Raw genomic sequence first — 13,866 nt, 5'->3', positions numbered from 1 at the left:
GTTCTCGTCGGTCGGTCGGTCGTCCGGCGCGCGACTGCGCTGGGCGTCGAACGCGTCGTCGTTTAGCGACCGTCCTCTGTACGGTTCTCGGGGTCGAACTTGCCGAAGGGCGTCGTCTCGTGGCTCCGAACGAGGACTTCGTCGGCGACGGTGAGTCCCATGTCGAGGAGTTCCTGCGCCACGGGCGTGATATCGCCATCCGACTCGACGATAGCCGTCACGAGGAGGTTCTGTTCACCGGTGACCAGTTCTTGGACCGACACGACGCCGTCGATGTTCAGAATCTCGGGGATGAGCTCACCGCGTTCGGGTATCGAAGCGGTGCAGTAGAGCAACATGCGGAGCGGATAGCCCGATTTCTGATAATCGACACTGGCGCTGTATCCTTTGATTACGCCGTCGGATTCGAGACGCTGGATGCGCTTGCGGACGGTACTGTCCGAGGTACCGGTTCGCTCTGCGATGTCTCCGGACGACATGTTTCGGGCATCTTCCTGTAATGCGTACAGAACCGCTCTGTCCACGTCGTCGATCTCTTCCTCGGCCATACGCGTATATCTGCGACAAAGGCACTTTACCTTTGTACGTTGCTCGGGCACGTCACCGAGTTCTCTATTTTCGCCTGCCCGAGAGGGCTATCTCGCGCGGGTAGCGTGTTAGGAGGTGGGCGGCGTAGGGGTTCGCAGTGAGAGAGCCTCGGCGTATATCGCCTGTGCGTCGAGGACACCGGTCGCACCGTTCCGAGGATTCGCTCGACGAGAAACCATTTTTCGGGTCGCCACCCGACCTACACGTATGAGTTCGACCGGACTCGACCGTCTTCTCGAAGGCAACGAACGTCACGTACGAGACACCCCCCCGGACCGTTTCTCGGGACTCAGAGAGGCACAGTACCCCGACATCGTCACGGTGAGTTGCTCTGATTCGCGCGTCCCGGCCGAGGGCGCGTGGGACGTGGCGGCGGCGGGCGAACTGTTCACCTCGGTCAACGTCGGTAACCAAGCGTGGACCGACGTGGACGACGAACTCGTCGCGAACGACGCCGTCGGTTACGCCGTCGAATCGTTGGGCGTCGACGACGTCGTCGTCCTCGGACACACCGGGTGCGGAGCGGTCACGGCCGCCTACGACGCGGTTAACGGCGAGGGGGGCGACGCTCTTCCGGGCGTCCAGCAGGCGATTTCTCGGCTCGTGCCGGTCGTAGAGGACGCGCGAGAGGAGGGCGCGTACGACGAGGAGACGGCGGCCGGAGAGGCGGTCAACCGTCTCGTCGAATACGCCGTCCGCGTGCAGGTGCGGTTCCTCGTCGAGAGCGACGACGTCCCCGACGACGTGACCGTCTCGGGGTTCGTCTACGACTTCCAACGGGCGTACGGCGACGACGACGGCGCGGCGTACCTCGTCAGCGTCGACGGCGAGACGGACGGGGACGCGCTTCGAGAGCGAGTTCCGGACGAGTACGGCGACCGGGTCCGTTCGCTGCTCTAACTGCGGGCGGCCTCTATCGCGTCGGTGAACTCGCGGGCCGTCTCCGTGATGGACTCGTAGTCGCCCGCCTCGATGGCGTCCGCGTCCATGATGGCGCTTCCCGCGCCGACGACGACTGCGCCCGCCTCGATGAACGCCGGAGCGTTGTCGATGTCGATGCCGCCCGTCGGCATGATGGGAATCTGCGGAAGCGGTCCTTGGATGCTGGAGAGATGCTTCGGACCCGCCGTCGAGGCCGGGAACAGTTTGACGAAGTCCGCACCGGTCTCGAAGGCGCGTATCGCCTCCGTCGGTGTGAAGATACCCGGCGCGACGAGGGTTCCGTGGCGGTTGCTCGTCTCGACGACGTCCTCGTGGAAACTCGGGCTGACGACGAACTCCGCGCCCGCTCTAATTGCCTGTCCGGCCGTCTCCCCGTCGAGGACGGTTCCGGCCCCGACGATGGCCTCGTCGTCCGTGAACGATCCGGACAACTCGCGGATGAGTTCCATCGCGTCGGGGTTGTCGGCGGTTATCTCGTACGCCGTGACGCCGCCCTCGTTGAGGGCCTGTGCGACTTCGATGACGGTGTCGGCGTCGGCCCCGCGCATCACCGCGACGACGCCGCTCTCGGCGAGTCGGTCCATATCCTCGTGTACGTCGAGTGCGACCATGTCGTCTCCACCTGCGCCACGTTCGATATTAAAGCCCCGCGGGACGGGAGTACTGCGGCGCGCGGTCGGTACCCGGAGATGCCGCCTCCGTGACGTATGTGGGCGCGTGACAAGTACATATGCTACCGACCCTTCCCTGACGTAAGCGGTCCGGAACGGTCGCCCACCACGTTCGAAGACATCGATTACGAGAGACTGTACCGCGACGTCATTCCGTCCGCCGTCTCGTTGTACGTCGGCGCGTCGGCCATCCCCCAGACGAGAGTCGGTGCCGACGTTCGCTCTCTCGGCGTCGCCTCAGTCCGTCCGCGGAATCGCGTACGCGCCCGCGGCGAAGAAGACGGCCGCGAGAGCCGCGAGCACCGCAAGATTCGACAGCGCGCCCCCCGAGGCGTCGGCGTACGTCACCGCGCGGACGCCGCGGGCGAAGTAGGTCAACGGAGAGAGGTCCACCGCGGGTCGGAACCACGCGGGCAGGAGAGACGGCGTGACGAACGTCTCGGAGAGGAACAAAAGCGGCAACGCGATGGTGTTCGACGCCGCGATGACGCCGTCTTGGGAGTCGGCGACGCGCCCGATAATCGCTCCGAGGCCGCAAAACAGCGTCACGCCGAGGACGACGAACGGGACGACCAGAAGCGTCTCCGCGGAGAGCGGCAGCGACAGGCCCGTCACGAGAACCGTGAGGACCAGAAGCGCGAGCGCGGCGAGTCCGATGACGACGACGTTCACGAGCGTCTGTGCGAGCAACCACTCCACGCGCGTGAGGGGCGTCGTCGCCAGTTTCTCGAAGCGATTCCCCTCGCGGTGCCGGGCGATGCTCGACCCGATACGCGAGAGGGGGGTAAAGAGGACGACGACGGCGAGATAGCCCGGCACGTAGTAGCCCGGCGGTTCGGCGAACAGGCCGCCGCCGGTCGGTTGCGTCTGCACCAACGCCCCGAAGATGAGGACGATGATGACGGGGAAAAAGAAGGTGAAAAACACCGCCGTCCGGCGGCGGAGAAAGGAGTGCCACGAGGCGAGGAACGTGGCGCGGACGCGCCCGACGGCGGTCATCGGCGACCACCCGCCTCGGCGACGTGAGCATCCGAGTCCGCGTCGGAGTCGGCCTCCGCGACCGACCCGGCGTCCGACCGCCCGCGCGCCTCGAACGACTCGCCGGTAAGCGAGAGGTAGACGTCTTCGAGGTCGGGTTGCGTCCACGTCAACGAGTCGAACGACACGCCCGCGTCGTCCAACGCGCGAACGGCGTCGCCGATGTCGCGGGGCGTCAGGCCCTCGAAGACGAGTCCGACGCCGCGGGTCGAGACGCGGAACCGACTGTCCGCGAGGGCGGCGGGGTCCGGGTCGGCGGCCGTCTCGACGAGGAGTCTACTGTCGCCGCCGTGGGCGTCGACGAGTTCTGCTGGCGTTCCGACGGCGACGAGTTCGCCGTCTGCGAGCAGGCCGACGCGGTCCGAGAGGCGTTCGACCTCCGCCATCGAGTGACTGGTCAGAAACACCGTCGTCCCGCCGTCGGCGAGCGATTCGAGGAGTTCCCAGAGGGAGCGTCGCCCCGCGGGGTCGATGCCCGTCGTCGGTTCGTCCAAAAAGAGGACGTCGGGGTCGTTGACGAGGGCCGCCGCGACGCAGGTCCGACGCTTCTGGCCGCCCGAGAGGTTCTCGTACCACGCATCGGCGTCGTCGCCCTTGATTCCGACGTCCGCCAAGACGGCCTCCGGGTCGCGCGCCTCGTCGTAGAGGCCCGCGTAGTAGGAGACGAGTTCGCGGGCCGTGAGGCGACTGGCGGGCGAGAACGACTGCGGGAGGAGGCCGACGCGCGATTCGTCCGCCGACTCCGGCGGCGACCCCAGGATGCTGACCGTCCCCTCGACGTCGGTCGTTCCGGTCAACGCCCGGACCAGCGTCGTCTTCCCCGCGCCGTTCGGGCCGATGAGTCCGAACACCTCTCCCTCGGCGACGGAGAGCGAGACGCCCGAAAGCGCGTCTACGTCGCCGTAGGACTTGCGGACGCTCTCGGCGACGAGTACCTTGTCCATGTGTCTCCCTCCGTCTCGTCCGGTGGTAAGCGATTCGGAATCGACCGCGGACCCGCGACGGACGAGGCTTTAATCCGACACGGCCCGCAGGTCCGTCCATGGATTTCGTGGATAGACGGCGGTTTCTCGCCGGGTCCGCCGCCGCACTCGCGGGCGCACTCTCCGGGTGCGGTGGTCGGTCCCCCGACGCCGACGCCGGGACTGCGACCGGAGACGGTACTTCCTCCGGCACCGACTCTCTGTCCGGGGCGACGGTCGGACTCGAACGGGTCGCCGAGGGGTTCGCGTCGCCCGTCGACTTCTTCGCGCCCGCCGGAACCGGCCGCCGGTTCGTCGTCGACCAACCGGGCGTCGTCTGGGAGATGCCCGACGAGGGCCGCGCGGGGACGCCGTCGGACGAGTCCGGCGACCCTCCGTTCACGACGGCCGCGGAGACGCCGTATCTCGACCTGAGAGACCGCGTCGTGAGCGTGTCTGGCTACACCGAACGCGGACTTCTCGGCGTGGCGGCGCACCCGGAGTTCGCCGAGAACGGTCGGTTGTTCGTCAGATACAGCGCACCGAACCGGGCGGGGACGCCGTCGAACTACAGCCACACGTTCGTCCTGAGCGAACTGACCGTAGACCCCGATTCGGACGCGCCCTCGGCCGAGGAGCGAACGCTGTTGGAGATTCCCGAACCGCAGTCGAACCACAACGCCGGGTCGGTGACGTTCGGACCGGACGGCTACCTCTACGTCGGCGTCGGCGACGGCGGCGGCGGCGGAGACGAGGGGCGGGGACACGTCGAGGACTGGTACGACGCCGTCTCCGGTGGGAACGGACAGGACGTGACGGAGAACCGCCTCGGGAGCGTCCTGCGGATAGACGTCGACTCCCGGCCGGACGACGAACCGTACGGGGTCCCGGACGACAATCCACTCGTCGGGCGCGAGGGGTTCGACGACCAGTACGCGTGGGGCTTTCGCAACCCGTGGCGCATGAGTTTCGACGGCGAGGACCTCTACGTCGCGGACGTGGGACAAAGCGCGTACGAAGAGGTGAATCGAGTGACCGCGGGCGGAAACTACGGGTGGAACGTCCGCGAGGGCGCACACTGCTTCGACGCGGACGACTGCCCGACCGAGACGTCCGACGGCGACTCTCTCGTGGACCCGGTAATCGAGTACTCACACTCCGGGGACGGCGTCTCGGGAGTCGCCGTCGTCGGCGGGTACGTCTACCGCGGCGACGCGATACCGGACCTCTCGGGCGCGTACGTCTTCGCCGACTGGCAGTCCGAGGGTCGCCTGTTCGCGGCCGACCCCGACGCCGAGACGACGCCGTGGCCGGTTTCCGCGGTGTCCGTCGCCGGGGCGCAGTCGCTCGGTTCGAACGTCCTCTCGTTCGGCCGCGGCGGCGACGGTGAGTTGTACGCGCTCACCGACGAGGACGGCGGCGTCTCCGGGTCGTCGGGCGCGCTCTCCCGCCTCGTCGCGCCGTGAGAAGTCGGGTCTCGCCGCTCAGTCGTTCTGCACGGCGTCGGCGGGAGTCTCGACGCTCGCTTCGAGACCGGCGTCCACCGCGAGGCGGCGACCCGACTCCGCGGACTCGTACGCCGCCTCCGTGAGCGCCGTCACTTTCACCGCGTCCGCGGGCGGAATCTCCGACTCCGCGTCGCCGCGAGCCGCGTCGAAGAAGTTGCCGAGTTTGCGCTCTGTCAGGTCCTCGAACGACGGTTCCGCGGGCGTCGATTCGTGAGTCGCCCCGTCCTCGGTGACGCGAATTATCTCGCCGTCGAAGGAGACCGAACCTTCGGTGCCCCAGATAGAGAGCATCTCGCCGGGCGCGGGCCCGCTTTCCCCCGCGCCGGAGACGCCGACGCTCGCGGTCATCCGGTCGTCGCCGCGTTCGAGTGTCACGGCGAGCGCGGAGTTTACGTCCACGTCCGCGCCGCGGGAGTCCACCGTCGCGGCGACGGAGACGGGCGTACTCCGCGTCGTCCACAGGAGCGAATCGAGGAGGTGCGACCCCGAGTCGTACAGTTGGCCGCCGCCCGAGAGCGCGGGGTTCCCGCGCCACCCGTCGCCGACGGCGTCTATCCACACCTGTTCGAGGTGACAGGTCGCCATGTGGGGCGTGCCGATGCGGCCCTCGTCGATTATCCGTCGCATCTCGCGGAACCGGTCGTCGAAATGTCGCTGGTAGCCGACCGCCAGGACGCAGTCGCGCGCCTCCGCCTCGCGGGCGAGGGCGCGGGCGTCGCCGAGGTCGGTCACCATCGGCTTCTCCAAGTGGACGTGGACGCCGCGTTCGAGACACGACATCGCGTGTTCGAAGTGGAGCGTGTGCGGCGAGGAGATGATGGCGGCGTCGGCGTCGACGTCGTCCAGTAATTCCTCGTGAGAGCCGTACGCGGGCGCGTGCAGTTCGGACTCGAACGTCGCACGGGCGTCTTCTGCGGGATCCGCCCCGCCGACGATATCGACGCCGTCGATCGAGTTCGCGATGTGGCTCTCCAGTCGGCCCAGAGAGCCGAGACCGATGGCGACTACCGACAGATGTGTCATGGCGTCACAGGAGGGACGGGGGGTCAAAAACCCTCCGGAGATGCCGAATTTCTATCGAGAGTGAGACACGACGTATTCGACCGGTTCCGTCGTCGTCGGTTCCGCGTTCGGAGGCGAAATCGGGTGACTGGCCGGCCGAGCCGGGAGTTCAGTGAGAGAGCGAAGCGTCCGGGGTCGAGGCTCTCGCCGCAACTGTCACGCTTTTCACCGACGCGGGAGAGACGTTCGGTATGAGCCTCGACTACCGACGACTCGGTACGACCGGGACGACCGTCTCCGAACTCTGCTTCGGCACGTGGCGGTTCGGACGCAAGACCGGCGGCGTGTTGGAGACGTCGAAAGAGGAGGCCCACGAACTCCTCGACGCCTACGCCGACCGCGGCGGGAACTTCATCGACACCGCGAACGTCTACGGCGACCCCAACGGGACGAGCGAAGACTGGATCGGCGATTGGCTCTCTGACTACGACAGGGAGGATTTCGTCCTCGCCTCGAAGGTGTACTTCGGCTTCGACGACGACAACCCCAACGGGTCGGGCCTCTCGCGGACGCACATCCGAAACCAGATAGAGGGGACGCTCGACCGCCTCGGAACCGACTACCTCGACCTCTACTACATCCACCGCTGGGACGAGAACACGCCGATAGAGGAGACGCTCTCGACGCTCGACCGCATCGTCGAAGAGGGGAAGGTGAACTACCTCGGCGCGTCGACGATGGCGGCGTGGCAACTGACCAAAGCGCTCTGGAAGTCCGACGTCGAAGGGTACGAGCGATTCGAGGTGACCCAACCGCTGTTCCACGCGGGCTACTACGAGGACGTCGCCGACTATCTCGACGTCTGCGGCGACCAGGGACTCGCGGTCTGTCCGTACTCGCCGCTCGCGGGCGGCTTTCTCACCGGGAAGTACGAACGCGCCGACCCCGACGACCCGACGATGGTGAAAGCGCCCGACGGATCCCGCGCCGACTTCGACGAACGGTTCGACCAGTTCTACCTCTCCGAGCGCGGATGGCACGTCTTAGACGCCGTGACCGACGTCGCAGAGGAAGAAGACGCCACGCCCGCGCAGGTGTCGCTTCGGTGGTTGATGGACTATCCCGACGCCACCGTCGTCCCCATCGTCGGCGCGCGCACCACCGACCAACTCGACGAGAACGTCGGCGCGGCTGAGGTCGACCTCTCGGACGACCAGTGGGAGCGAATCATGAACGCCCGCTACGCCGAAGACGGCAAGGTCTGGGGACAGTAACCGCAACTCACGTCTCGGAGTCGTTCGCCGCCGGGAGGGTAAACGAGAGCGTCGCCCCCTCGCCGGGTTCGGAATCGACCCAGATGTCGCCGCCGTGCCGTTCGACGATGCGTTCACAGAGCGCCAGTCCGATTCCGGTTCCGGCGTGTTCGTTCTGTGTGTGGAGGCGCTGAAACACCTCGAAGATCCGTCTTTGGTCCTCGGGGTCGATGCCGATACCCTCGTCGCTGACGGAGATGACCCACTCCCCGCCGGACCGGTCCGCCGACACGGTGACCTGCGGTGCCTCGCCGCTCCGATACTCCATGGCGTTGTCGAGCAGGTTCTGGAACAACTGGCGCAGTTGGTCCGGGTCGCCGACGACGCGAGGGAGGTCGCCGGTCGTGATATCGGCGTCCGTCTCCTCTATCCGAAACTGGAGGTCCACCCGCACGTCCGCGAGCACTTCGCCGACGTCCACGGGTTCGAGCGGGTTGCCCCGCGTCTCGACGCGCGAGTACGCGAGCAGACTCTCTATCATCTCGCGCATCCGCTCTGCCCCGTCGACGGCGAAGTCGATGAACTCCTCGCCCTCCTCGTCGAGTGCGTCGGCGTACCGACGTTCGACGAGGCGGAGATAGCTCGATACCATCCGCAACGGCTCCTGTAAGTCGTGGGAAGCGGCGTACGCGAACTGCTCTAACCGCTCGTTCGACGCTTGCAGTTCCTTTTCGGTGCGTTTCCGCTCCGTCACGTCGGTGAGTGCGCCGGGGAACGTACGCGGCGTGCCGTCGTCGTCGCAGTCGACGTGCCCGCGGGCGACCACCCACCGGAACTCGCCGTCCGAGTTTCTGACCCGGTACTCGGCTTCGTACTCCCCGCAGGATTCGACCGCCGCCTGGATTTTCGCTTCGACCCGCTCTCGGTCGTTCTCGTGGATGGCCGAGACGAACGCTTCGAGTGCCGCCCCGTCGCGGGCCACGTCGGGGTCGATGCCGAACTGCTCTGCGAACGACGGGTTCGCGACGATTTCGTCGGTGGAGACGTCCCACTCCCACGTGCCGACTGCCCCGGCCTCTGTCGCGGCCTCCAACTGCGAGTTCGCGTCGCGCAGTTCCCGTTCGTGCGTCCGCCGGTCGAGCGCCGAACTCACCCAACCGCTCAGCAGTTCGACGAACGCGGTCTGCCAGTCTGTGAACTCTTCGGCCCGCGACTCCGTGCCGTAGAAACAGAACGTCCCGTAGACGTCGTCTCCGACGAACACCGGCGCGCCGAGGTAACAGGAGATACCCAAATCGACGTTGCCCGCGCGGCCCGCCAACTCCGGCGCGTCCGATTCGATGTCTTCGAGGACGAGCGTTCGTTCGGTCTCGACGACGCGTTCGCAGTTCGTCGCCGACAACGGTATCGAGTCTCCCTTCGTCACGTCGGCGTCCACCGGTGCGGCGACCGCCTCGAAGACGTACTCTCCGCCCTCTATCCGCGAGAGCGTCGCGTAGTCGGTTCCGACCGTTTCTCGGACGACTTCCAACAGGTCGGCTATCTGCTCTTCGAACGGTCGGTCGGGGTCGGCGATTATCTCGTAGGCGTCTTTCAGGGCGCGTTCACGGGATTCGAGCGTCGTTCGCCGGTCGACCTCCTCGGTCACGTCGGAGAGCAACACGGAAAACCCGGACTCCGCGGGGAATATCTGCATCTCGAACCAGACGTCCGACGGGGGGTAGTACTCTTCTGCCGTCACGGCCTCTCCGGTGTCCGCCGCGAGTTCGAACCGCTCTCTGATCGTCGGGACCATCTGATCCGGAAGGAGGTCCCAGATGGCCGTTCCGAGAAGGTCGTCGCCGTTCCGCCCGAGAGCGTCTTCGGCCGGTTCGTTGAGGTAGGTGAACCGCCACTCCTCGTCGAGTGCGAAGACGGGTTCGGCGAACCGCCCGAGGACGGTGGCCGGGGTAGTTTCCTCGGATACGTCTGACGTCTTCCCCTCTCCCATTGGAAGCGATATGGGCCGTACACGGATAGATGTGTTCCAAAAGCGGCGTAGCGGACTCGGTCGTGTGCGGTTCTCACGGCGCCGTTCGCCGAGTAGCCTCCCGCGGTCCGAGCGCACCAACTCAGGCGTACCCGAGGTCACGGAGGTAGTCACAGAGCACGTGCGCGTAGAGGACGACGGCGCTGAACACCGCGAGCGAACCGAGTCCGGCGGCGCCGAGGCCGAACACGAGGACGCCGCCGACGAGGTGGTGACTGAAGAGCCTGCGAGGTCTGAGTACGTCGTTGTACCCCTCGAACACTCTCTCCTGTTCTATCAGGCCGATTCGGGGGTTCGTCACGGCCACTCGCAGATGCCGCCAGTCGCCGACCACCGCCCGCGAGAGGAGAAAGTGGTCCAAATCGACGAAGACGCTCAACAGCACACCGTACGCGACGAACCCCGCGAGAACGGGGAGCGACGACGTTCCGACGAGGACGAGGGCGGCGACGCTCCCGACGACCGCGCCGACGACGGCGTGTTCGGCCGACTTCACCGCCTCAAAGCGCCCCGCGGACGCGACGGGTGATGTCGTCTACGTCGTACTCGTCGTCGGCTTTGTCCCACACCGTCTCGCCGTCCACCGCGACGGTCAAGACGCCGTGGTCGCCGGTCACCAACGCGACGCTGTCGAGTCTGTCGCCGAACTGTTCGAGGAGCGCGTGTTGAATCGCTTCCGCCCTGTCGAGAAAGCCGCAGGGAACGCAGTACTCGATTTCGACTGTCGTCATACGTCGGCGTTCGCTACGAAGCAAGGTAAAGCCCGCGTCAACGCGCGACGACGGACCGGCGGGGCGGCGCGGCGACTCAGTCGTCTCGAAAGCCGAACGGCCGCCAGTAGAGCAGTCCGACCGTGATCAGAAACACCGCAGTCGAGATGTCGTAGGAGAAGTCGAACGCCACCGCGGCGACGGCGGACCCGCCGCCGACGACGCCGGTCAGAAGCGAGGCGACGACGGGCCACGAACAGGAGACACAAGAGAGCAGTCCGAGGACGCCGGACACCGCGGACCCCGAGGCATCTATCACGGTGGCGTAGACGAGATACGCCAACGCGAGGTAGCCGACGACGCGGGCGGGCATGAGAACGAGGGCGGCGTACGGCGTCGAGACGACGGGTGCGGGGCCCCATCCGGGTGCGAGCGTCGCGATTCGGACGCCCCACTGGCCCTGTCCCGGGGCCATCGCGGTGACGAGGACGCCGCCCGCGGCGGCGAGGACGACGGCGTACCCGACGGCGACTGCGGCGGCCCGTCGCCGGGTCGTCGGGTCCGTCGGAGCCACGTCGGTTTTCCAGACGGCGAGGACGCCGACGAGTATCCACGCGAGACCGTACAGCGAGTAGCGCGGCCGGGTTACGGAGATGCCGGACGCCACGACGTAGACGAGCGATGCGACCACGAGCGTGTTGACGAGGAGTCCGACGAGGAGCACGTCGTCGCGCGACGGACGGGCGAAAGTGGTCGAGACGGAGGTCATAGCGCCAGCGCTTCGACGACGATGACGAGGAGCACCGCCCCGAGATACGCGTTCGATGCGTGGAACGCCCGAAACGCGGCCCCCTCCGTCTGTTCGTAGTGCAGGCGGACGACGAAGTAGAGGAACACGCCGCCGAAGGCGACGCTCGTCAGCGCGTACAGCAGACCGAGCGTCTCCGTCGCGGCCAGCGCGCCCGCGGCGACGAGCGTCGCGCCGAGATACCAGAGGATGTGCTTTCGCGTCACCGTCTCGCCGCGGACGACGGGCATCATCGGGAAGCCGCCGCGTTCGTAGTCGTCTTTGTACGCCAGCGCGAGGTTGTAGAAGTGCGCGGGCGTCCACAGGAAGATGACAGTCGCGAGGACGACGCCGCCGAGGCCTATCGACCCCGTCACCGCGGCCCAACCGATGAGCGCCGGGAGCGCGCCCGCCGCGCCGCCGATGACCGTGTTCTGAACCGTGTTGGGCTTCAGCATGAGCGTGTAGACGACGCTGTAAAACAGAATCGCGGCGAGTCCGAGGACGGCCGCGAGGACGTTCACCCACGCGAACAGCGCGAGCGACGCCGCGGCGAGGACGAGGCCGAACGCCATCGCGTTGCGGACGGGAATCAGGTCCGTCGCCAGCGGTCGGTCGTTCGTCCGGGACATGCGGCGGTCGATGTCGCGTTCGAAGACGTGGTTGAACGTCCCCGACGCGCCGATAGAGAGGACGCCGCCGCCGAGCGTCGCCAGCACTATCTCGGGCGTGAGACCGCTGGTCGTCGCACTCGCGAGCGCCATCCCGGCGGAGGCGACGAGACAGAGCAGCCACATCAGCCGCGGCTTCATCATTCGGAAGTAGGCGTTCGCCGTCGCCTTCGCGCGGGCGAGGGGGTCGGTCGGAACGGCAGGGTCGTGCGAGTTCGCGGGCGGGAGGTCCGGTTCGGGGTGGCCCGACGGCGATTCCGTCGGGTCGCCGGTCTCCGATTCGAGCGACCACGCGAGCGCCGCCACGAGGCCGCCGAAGATGGCCATCCCGACGGTGAGGTGGACGGCCGAGAGCGTCCCGCCGACGCCCGCGTCCGTCGCGACGAGAGCGCCGAGTCCGGCCTGCACCGGGTACAACGCACCGGCGACCACCATCGGGACGAGGACGCGGCGTTCGACGTCGGCGCGGAGGGCCGCGACGAGCGTCGCGACGCCGAGCAGTCCGACGGCCACCGCCGCGATTCGGTGGCCTATCGCCACCCACCCCGCGAGCGTCGTCGGCGTGGCGAACCCGTCACCGCAGGCGGGCCACGCCGTGCACGCCGCGGCGGCGTCGGTCACGGCCGTCGTCGCCCCGACGAGCAACAGAAGATAGACGCCCATCGCGGTGGCGGCGAGGAGGCCGTGGACGGTATCGTGAGTGTCAGTCGATTCCACGAGTAATCACCTGTTCGACGGTTAGGACGCACTCTATTTAGGCCCCGCGCTTTCAGCCGTGGGGACCGCTGTACGGGAGTCAGCAATTATTTAGGTCCTTGCTCCTAACCCCCGATAAGATGCGAAAGACGCGCTTGGCACTCGTTTCCCTGCTCTCGATGCTGGCGACGGCGCTCGTTGCGCTCCCCGTCGCGGCGCAGCCGTCATCCAGCGCGGAGCTGATAAACGAGCTCAACGGGAAGCTCCTGTACGTGGCGATACCCATCACCATACTCGTAGAGGTCATCCTCCTCTACACGGTGGTGAAGTTCCGAAACACCGGCAACCCGCTTCCGACCCGGGAGAACCGGCGTCTCGAAATCACCTGGACCATCGCGACGGCCATCATCCTGCTTTTCGTGGGTGTGGCCTCCTACGGCGTCCTCGCGGACGTGACGCACGTCAGCGGTCAGAGCGCCGCCGACCAAGAGATGCAGCAGGCACAAGAGGACCCCGTCGTCGTCCACGCGGAAGCCTACCAGTGGGGATGGGAGATGTCCTACCCCGAACAGGGTAACTTCACGACCGGCACCAACATCGTCGTCCCCAAAGACAGGCCGGTCGAAATCCAAGTGACGAGTCGGGACGTGGTACACGCGTTCCACGTGCCCGAGATGGGCTTGAAACAGGACGCGATGCCCGGACAGGTCAACACGATAAGCACCGTTCCCTACGAGACGGGGACGTACCAGGGTTACTGCGCCGAGTACTGCGGCGTCGCGCACTCGCAGATGTACTTCACCGTGGACGTCGTCCCGCAGGACGAGTACGACCAGTGGGTGAGCGAACAACAGAGCGGTGACGGCGGCGACGGCGGTAACGGCGGCGACAACAGTTCCAGCGAAGGGCAGTAATCCGACGCGTCGCGGTTTCGGTTTTCGGTCGAACTCACGCGCCGAGTCGTCCGTCCCGTCTCTTCTCGCCGGTCTGGTCGTCGGCCTCTCGGCTC

Annotated in this window: 14 protein-coding genes; 4 read left to right on the top strand and 10 right to left on the bottom strand. The window is 66.9% G+C overall.

All coding sequences use genetic code 11. From position 1 onward, the window contains the following. Positions 1-62: 62 nt before the first annotated feature. Positions 63-548: an Lrp/AsnC family transcriptional regulator gene (locus tag BM167_RS05140; protein WP_092889688.1), complete on the bottom strand. Its 486-nt coding sequence runs from the start codon at positions 546-548 to the stop codon at positions 63-65. Between the two features lie 247 nt (positions 549-795). On the opposite strand from BM167_RS05140, the gene BM167_RS05135 reads away from it, so the two are divergent. After that, positions 796-1,488 (top strand): carbonic anhydrase, encoded by a 693-nt coding sequence (locus tag BM167_RS05135; protein ID WP_092889685.1) that lies wholly within the window; start codon positions 796-798, stop codon positions 1,486-1,488. On the opposite strand, the gene BM167_RS05130 is transcribed toward BM167_RS05135, so the two are convergent. The 3 genes from BM167_RS05130 to BM167_RS05120 all read right to left on the bottom strand — a co-directional run bounded on the left by BM167_RS05130 (position 1,485) and on the right by BM167_RS05120 (position 4,183). After that, positions 1,485-2,141 carry a bifunctional 4-hydroxy-2-oxoglutarate aldolase/2-dehydro-3-deoxy-phosphogluconate aldolase gene (locus tag BM167_RS05130; RefSeq protein WP_092889682.1) on the bottom strand — a complete coding sequence of 219 codons (657 nt, stop codon included), beginning with the start codon at positions 2,139-2,141 and terminating at the stop codon, positions 1,485-1,487. The genes BM167_RS05135 and BM167_RS05130 overlap by 4 nt on opposite strands. A gap of 297 nt (positions 2,142-2,438) precedes the next feature. Further along, the gene (locus BM167_RS05125) at positions 2,439-3,200 is read right to left on the bottom strand and encodes an ABC transporter permease (protein ID WP_092889679.1); all 762 of its coding nucleotides are present in this window, start codon (positions 3,198-3,200) and stop codon (positions 2,439-2,441) included. Further along, positions 3,197-4,183, bottom strand: a complete 987-nt coding sequence (locus BM167_RS05120) for an ABC transporter ATP-binding protein (RefSeq protein WP_092889676.1) — start codon at positions 4,181-4,183, stop codon at positions 3,197-3,199. Before BM167_RS05120 ends, BM167_RS05125 begins: the two co-directional genes overlap by 4 nt. A gap of 98 nt (positions 4,184-4,281) precedes the next feature. Here BM167_RS05120 and BM167_RS05115 point away from each other — a divergent pair, with 98 nt between their 5' ends. Further along, entirely contained in the window at positions 4,282-5,667 is a 1,386-nt protein-coding gene (locus BM167_RS05115) for a PQQ-dependent sugar dehydrogenase (RefSeq protein ID WP_092889673.1), read from the top strand. 18 nt (positions 5,668-5,685) lie between these two features. On the opposite strand, the gene BM167_RS05110 is transcribed toward BM167_RS05115, so the two are convergent. Then, on the bottom strand, positions 5,686-6,732 hold the full coding sequence (locus BM167_RS05110) for a Gfo/Idh/MocA family protein (RefSeq protein ID WP_092889670.1): 1,047 nt from the start codon (positions 6,730-6,732) through the stop codon (positions 5,686-5,688). A 230-nt stretch (positions 6,733-6,962) separates the two neighbouring features. Between BM167_RS05110 and BM167_RS05105 the strand changes: the two genes are divergently transcribed. Continuing rightward, complete coding sequence (locus BM167_RS05105; RefSeq protein WP_092889667.1) at positions 6,963-7,985, top strand: aldo/keto reductase; 1,023 nt, start codon at positions 6,963-6,965, stop codon at positions 7,983-7,985. Between the two features lie 7 nt (positions 7,986-7,992). On the opposite strand, the gene BM167_RS05100 is transcribed toward BM167_RS05105, so the two are convergent. From BM167_RS05100 to cyoE, 5 genes are all read right to left on the bottom strand, one after another. Beyond that, the gene (locus BM167_RS05100) at positions 7,993-9,954 is read right to left on the bottom strand and encodes an ATP-binding protein (protein WP_092889664.1); all 1,962 of its coding nucleotides are present in this window, start codon (positions 9,952-9,954) and stop codon (positions 7,993-7,995) included. 121 nt (positions 9,955-10,075) lie between these two features. Further along, positions 10,076-10,489, bottom strand: a complete 414-nt coding sequence (locus BM167_RS05095; RefSeq protein WP_092889661.1) for a hypothetical protein — start codon at positions 10,487-10,489, stop codon at positions 10,076-10,078. A 4-nt stretch (positions 10,490-10,493) separates the two neighbouring features. Continuing rightward, complete coding sequence (locus BM167_RS05090) at positions 10,494-10,724, bottom strand: SelT/SelW/SelH family protein (RefSeq protein ID WP_092889658.1); 231 nt, start codon at positions 10,722-10,724, stop codon at positions 10,494-10,496. 76 nt (positions 10,725-10,800) lie between these two features. Further along, complete coding sequence (locus BM167_RS05085; protein WP_092889655.1) at positions 10,801-11,472, bottom strand: DUF7546 family protein; 672 nt, start codon at positions 11,470-11,472, stop codon at positions 10,801-10,803. Beyond that, positions 11,469-12,824, bottom strand: coding sequence for a heme o synthase (gene cyoE / locus BM167_RS05080; protein WP_092891111.1), 1,356 nt, complete (start codon positions 12,822-12,824; stop codon positions 11,469-11,471). Before cyoE ends, BM167_RS05085 begins: the two co-directional genes overlap by 4 nt. Positions 12,825-12,997: 173 nt before the next feature. Here cyoE and coxB point away from each other — a divergent pair, with 173 nt between their 5' ends. After that, positions 12,998-13,771 carry a cytochrome c oxidase subunit II gene (gene coxB / locus BM167_RS05075; RefSeq protein WP_092889652.1) on the top strand — a complete coding sequence of 258 codons (774 nt, stop codon included), beginning with the start codon at positions 12,998-13,000 and terminating at the stop codon, positions 13,769-13,771. Positions 13,772-13,866 lie beyond the last annotated feature (95 nt).

The sequence above is a fragment of the Halopelagius inordinatus genome, from assembly GCF_900113245.1.
In the GTDB taxonomy this organism is placed as follows: Archaea; Halobacteriota; Halobacteria; order Halobacteriales; family Haloferacaceae; genus Halopelagius; species Halopelagius inordinatus.
The sequence above is the reverse complement of the archived record's forward strand: the minus strand, read 5'-3'. Positions and strand labels throughout refer to the sequence as shown.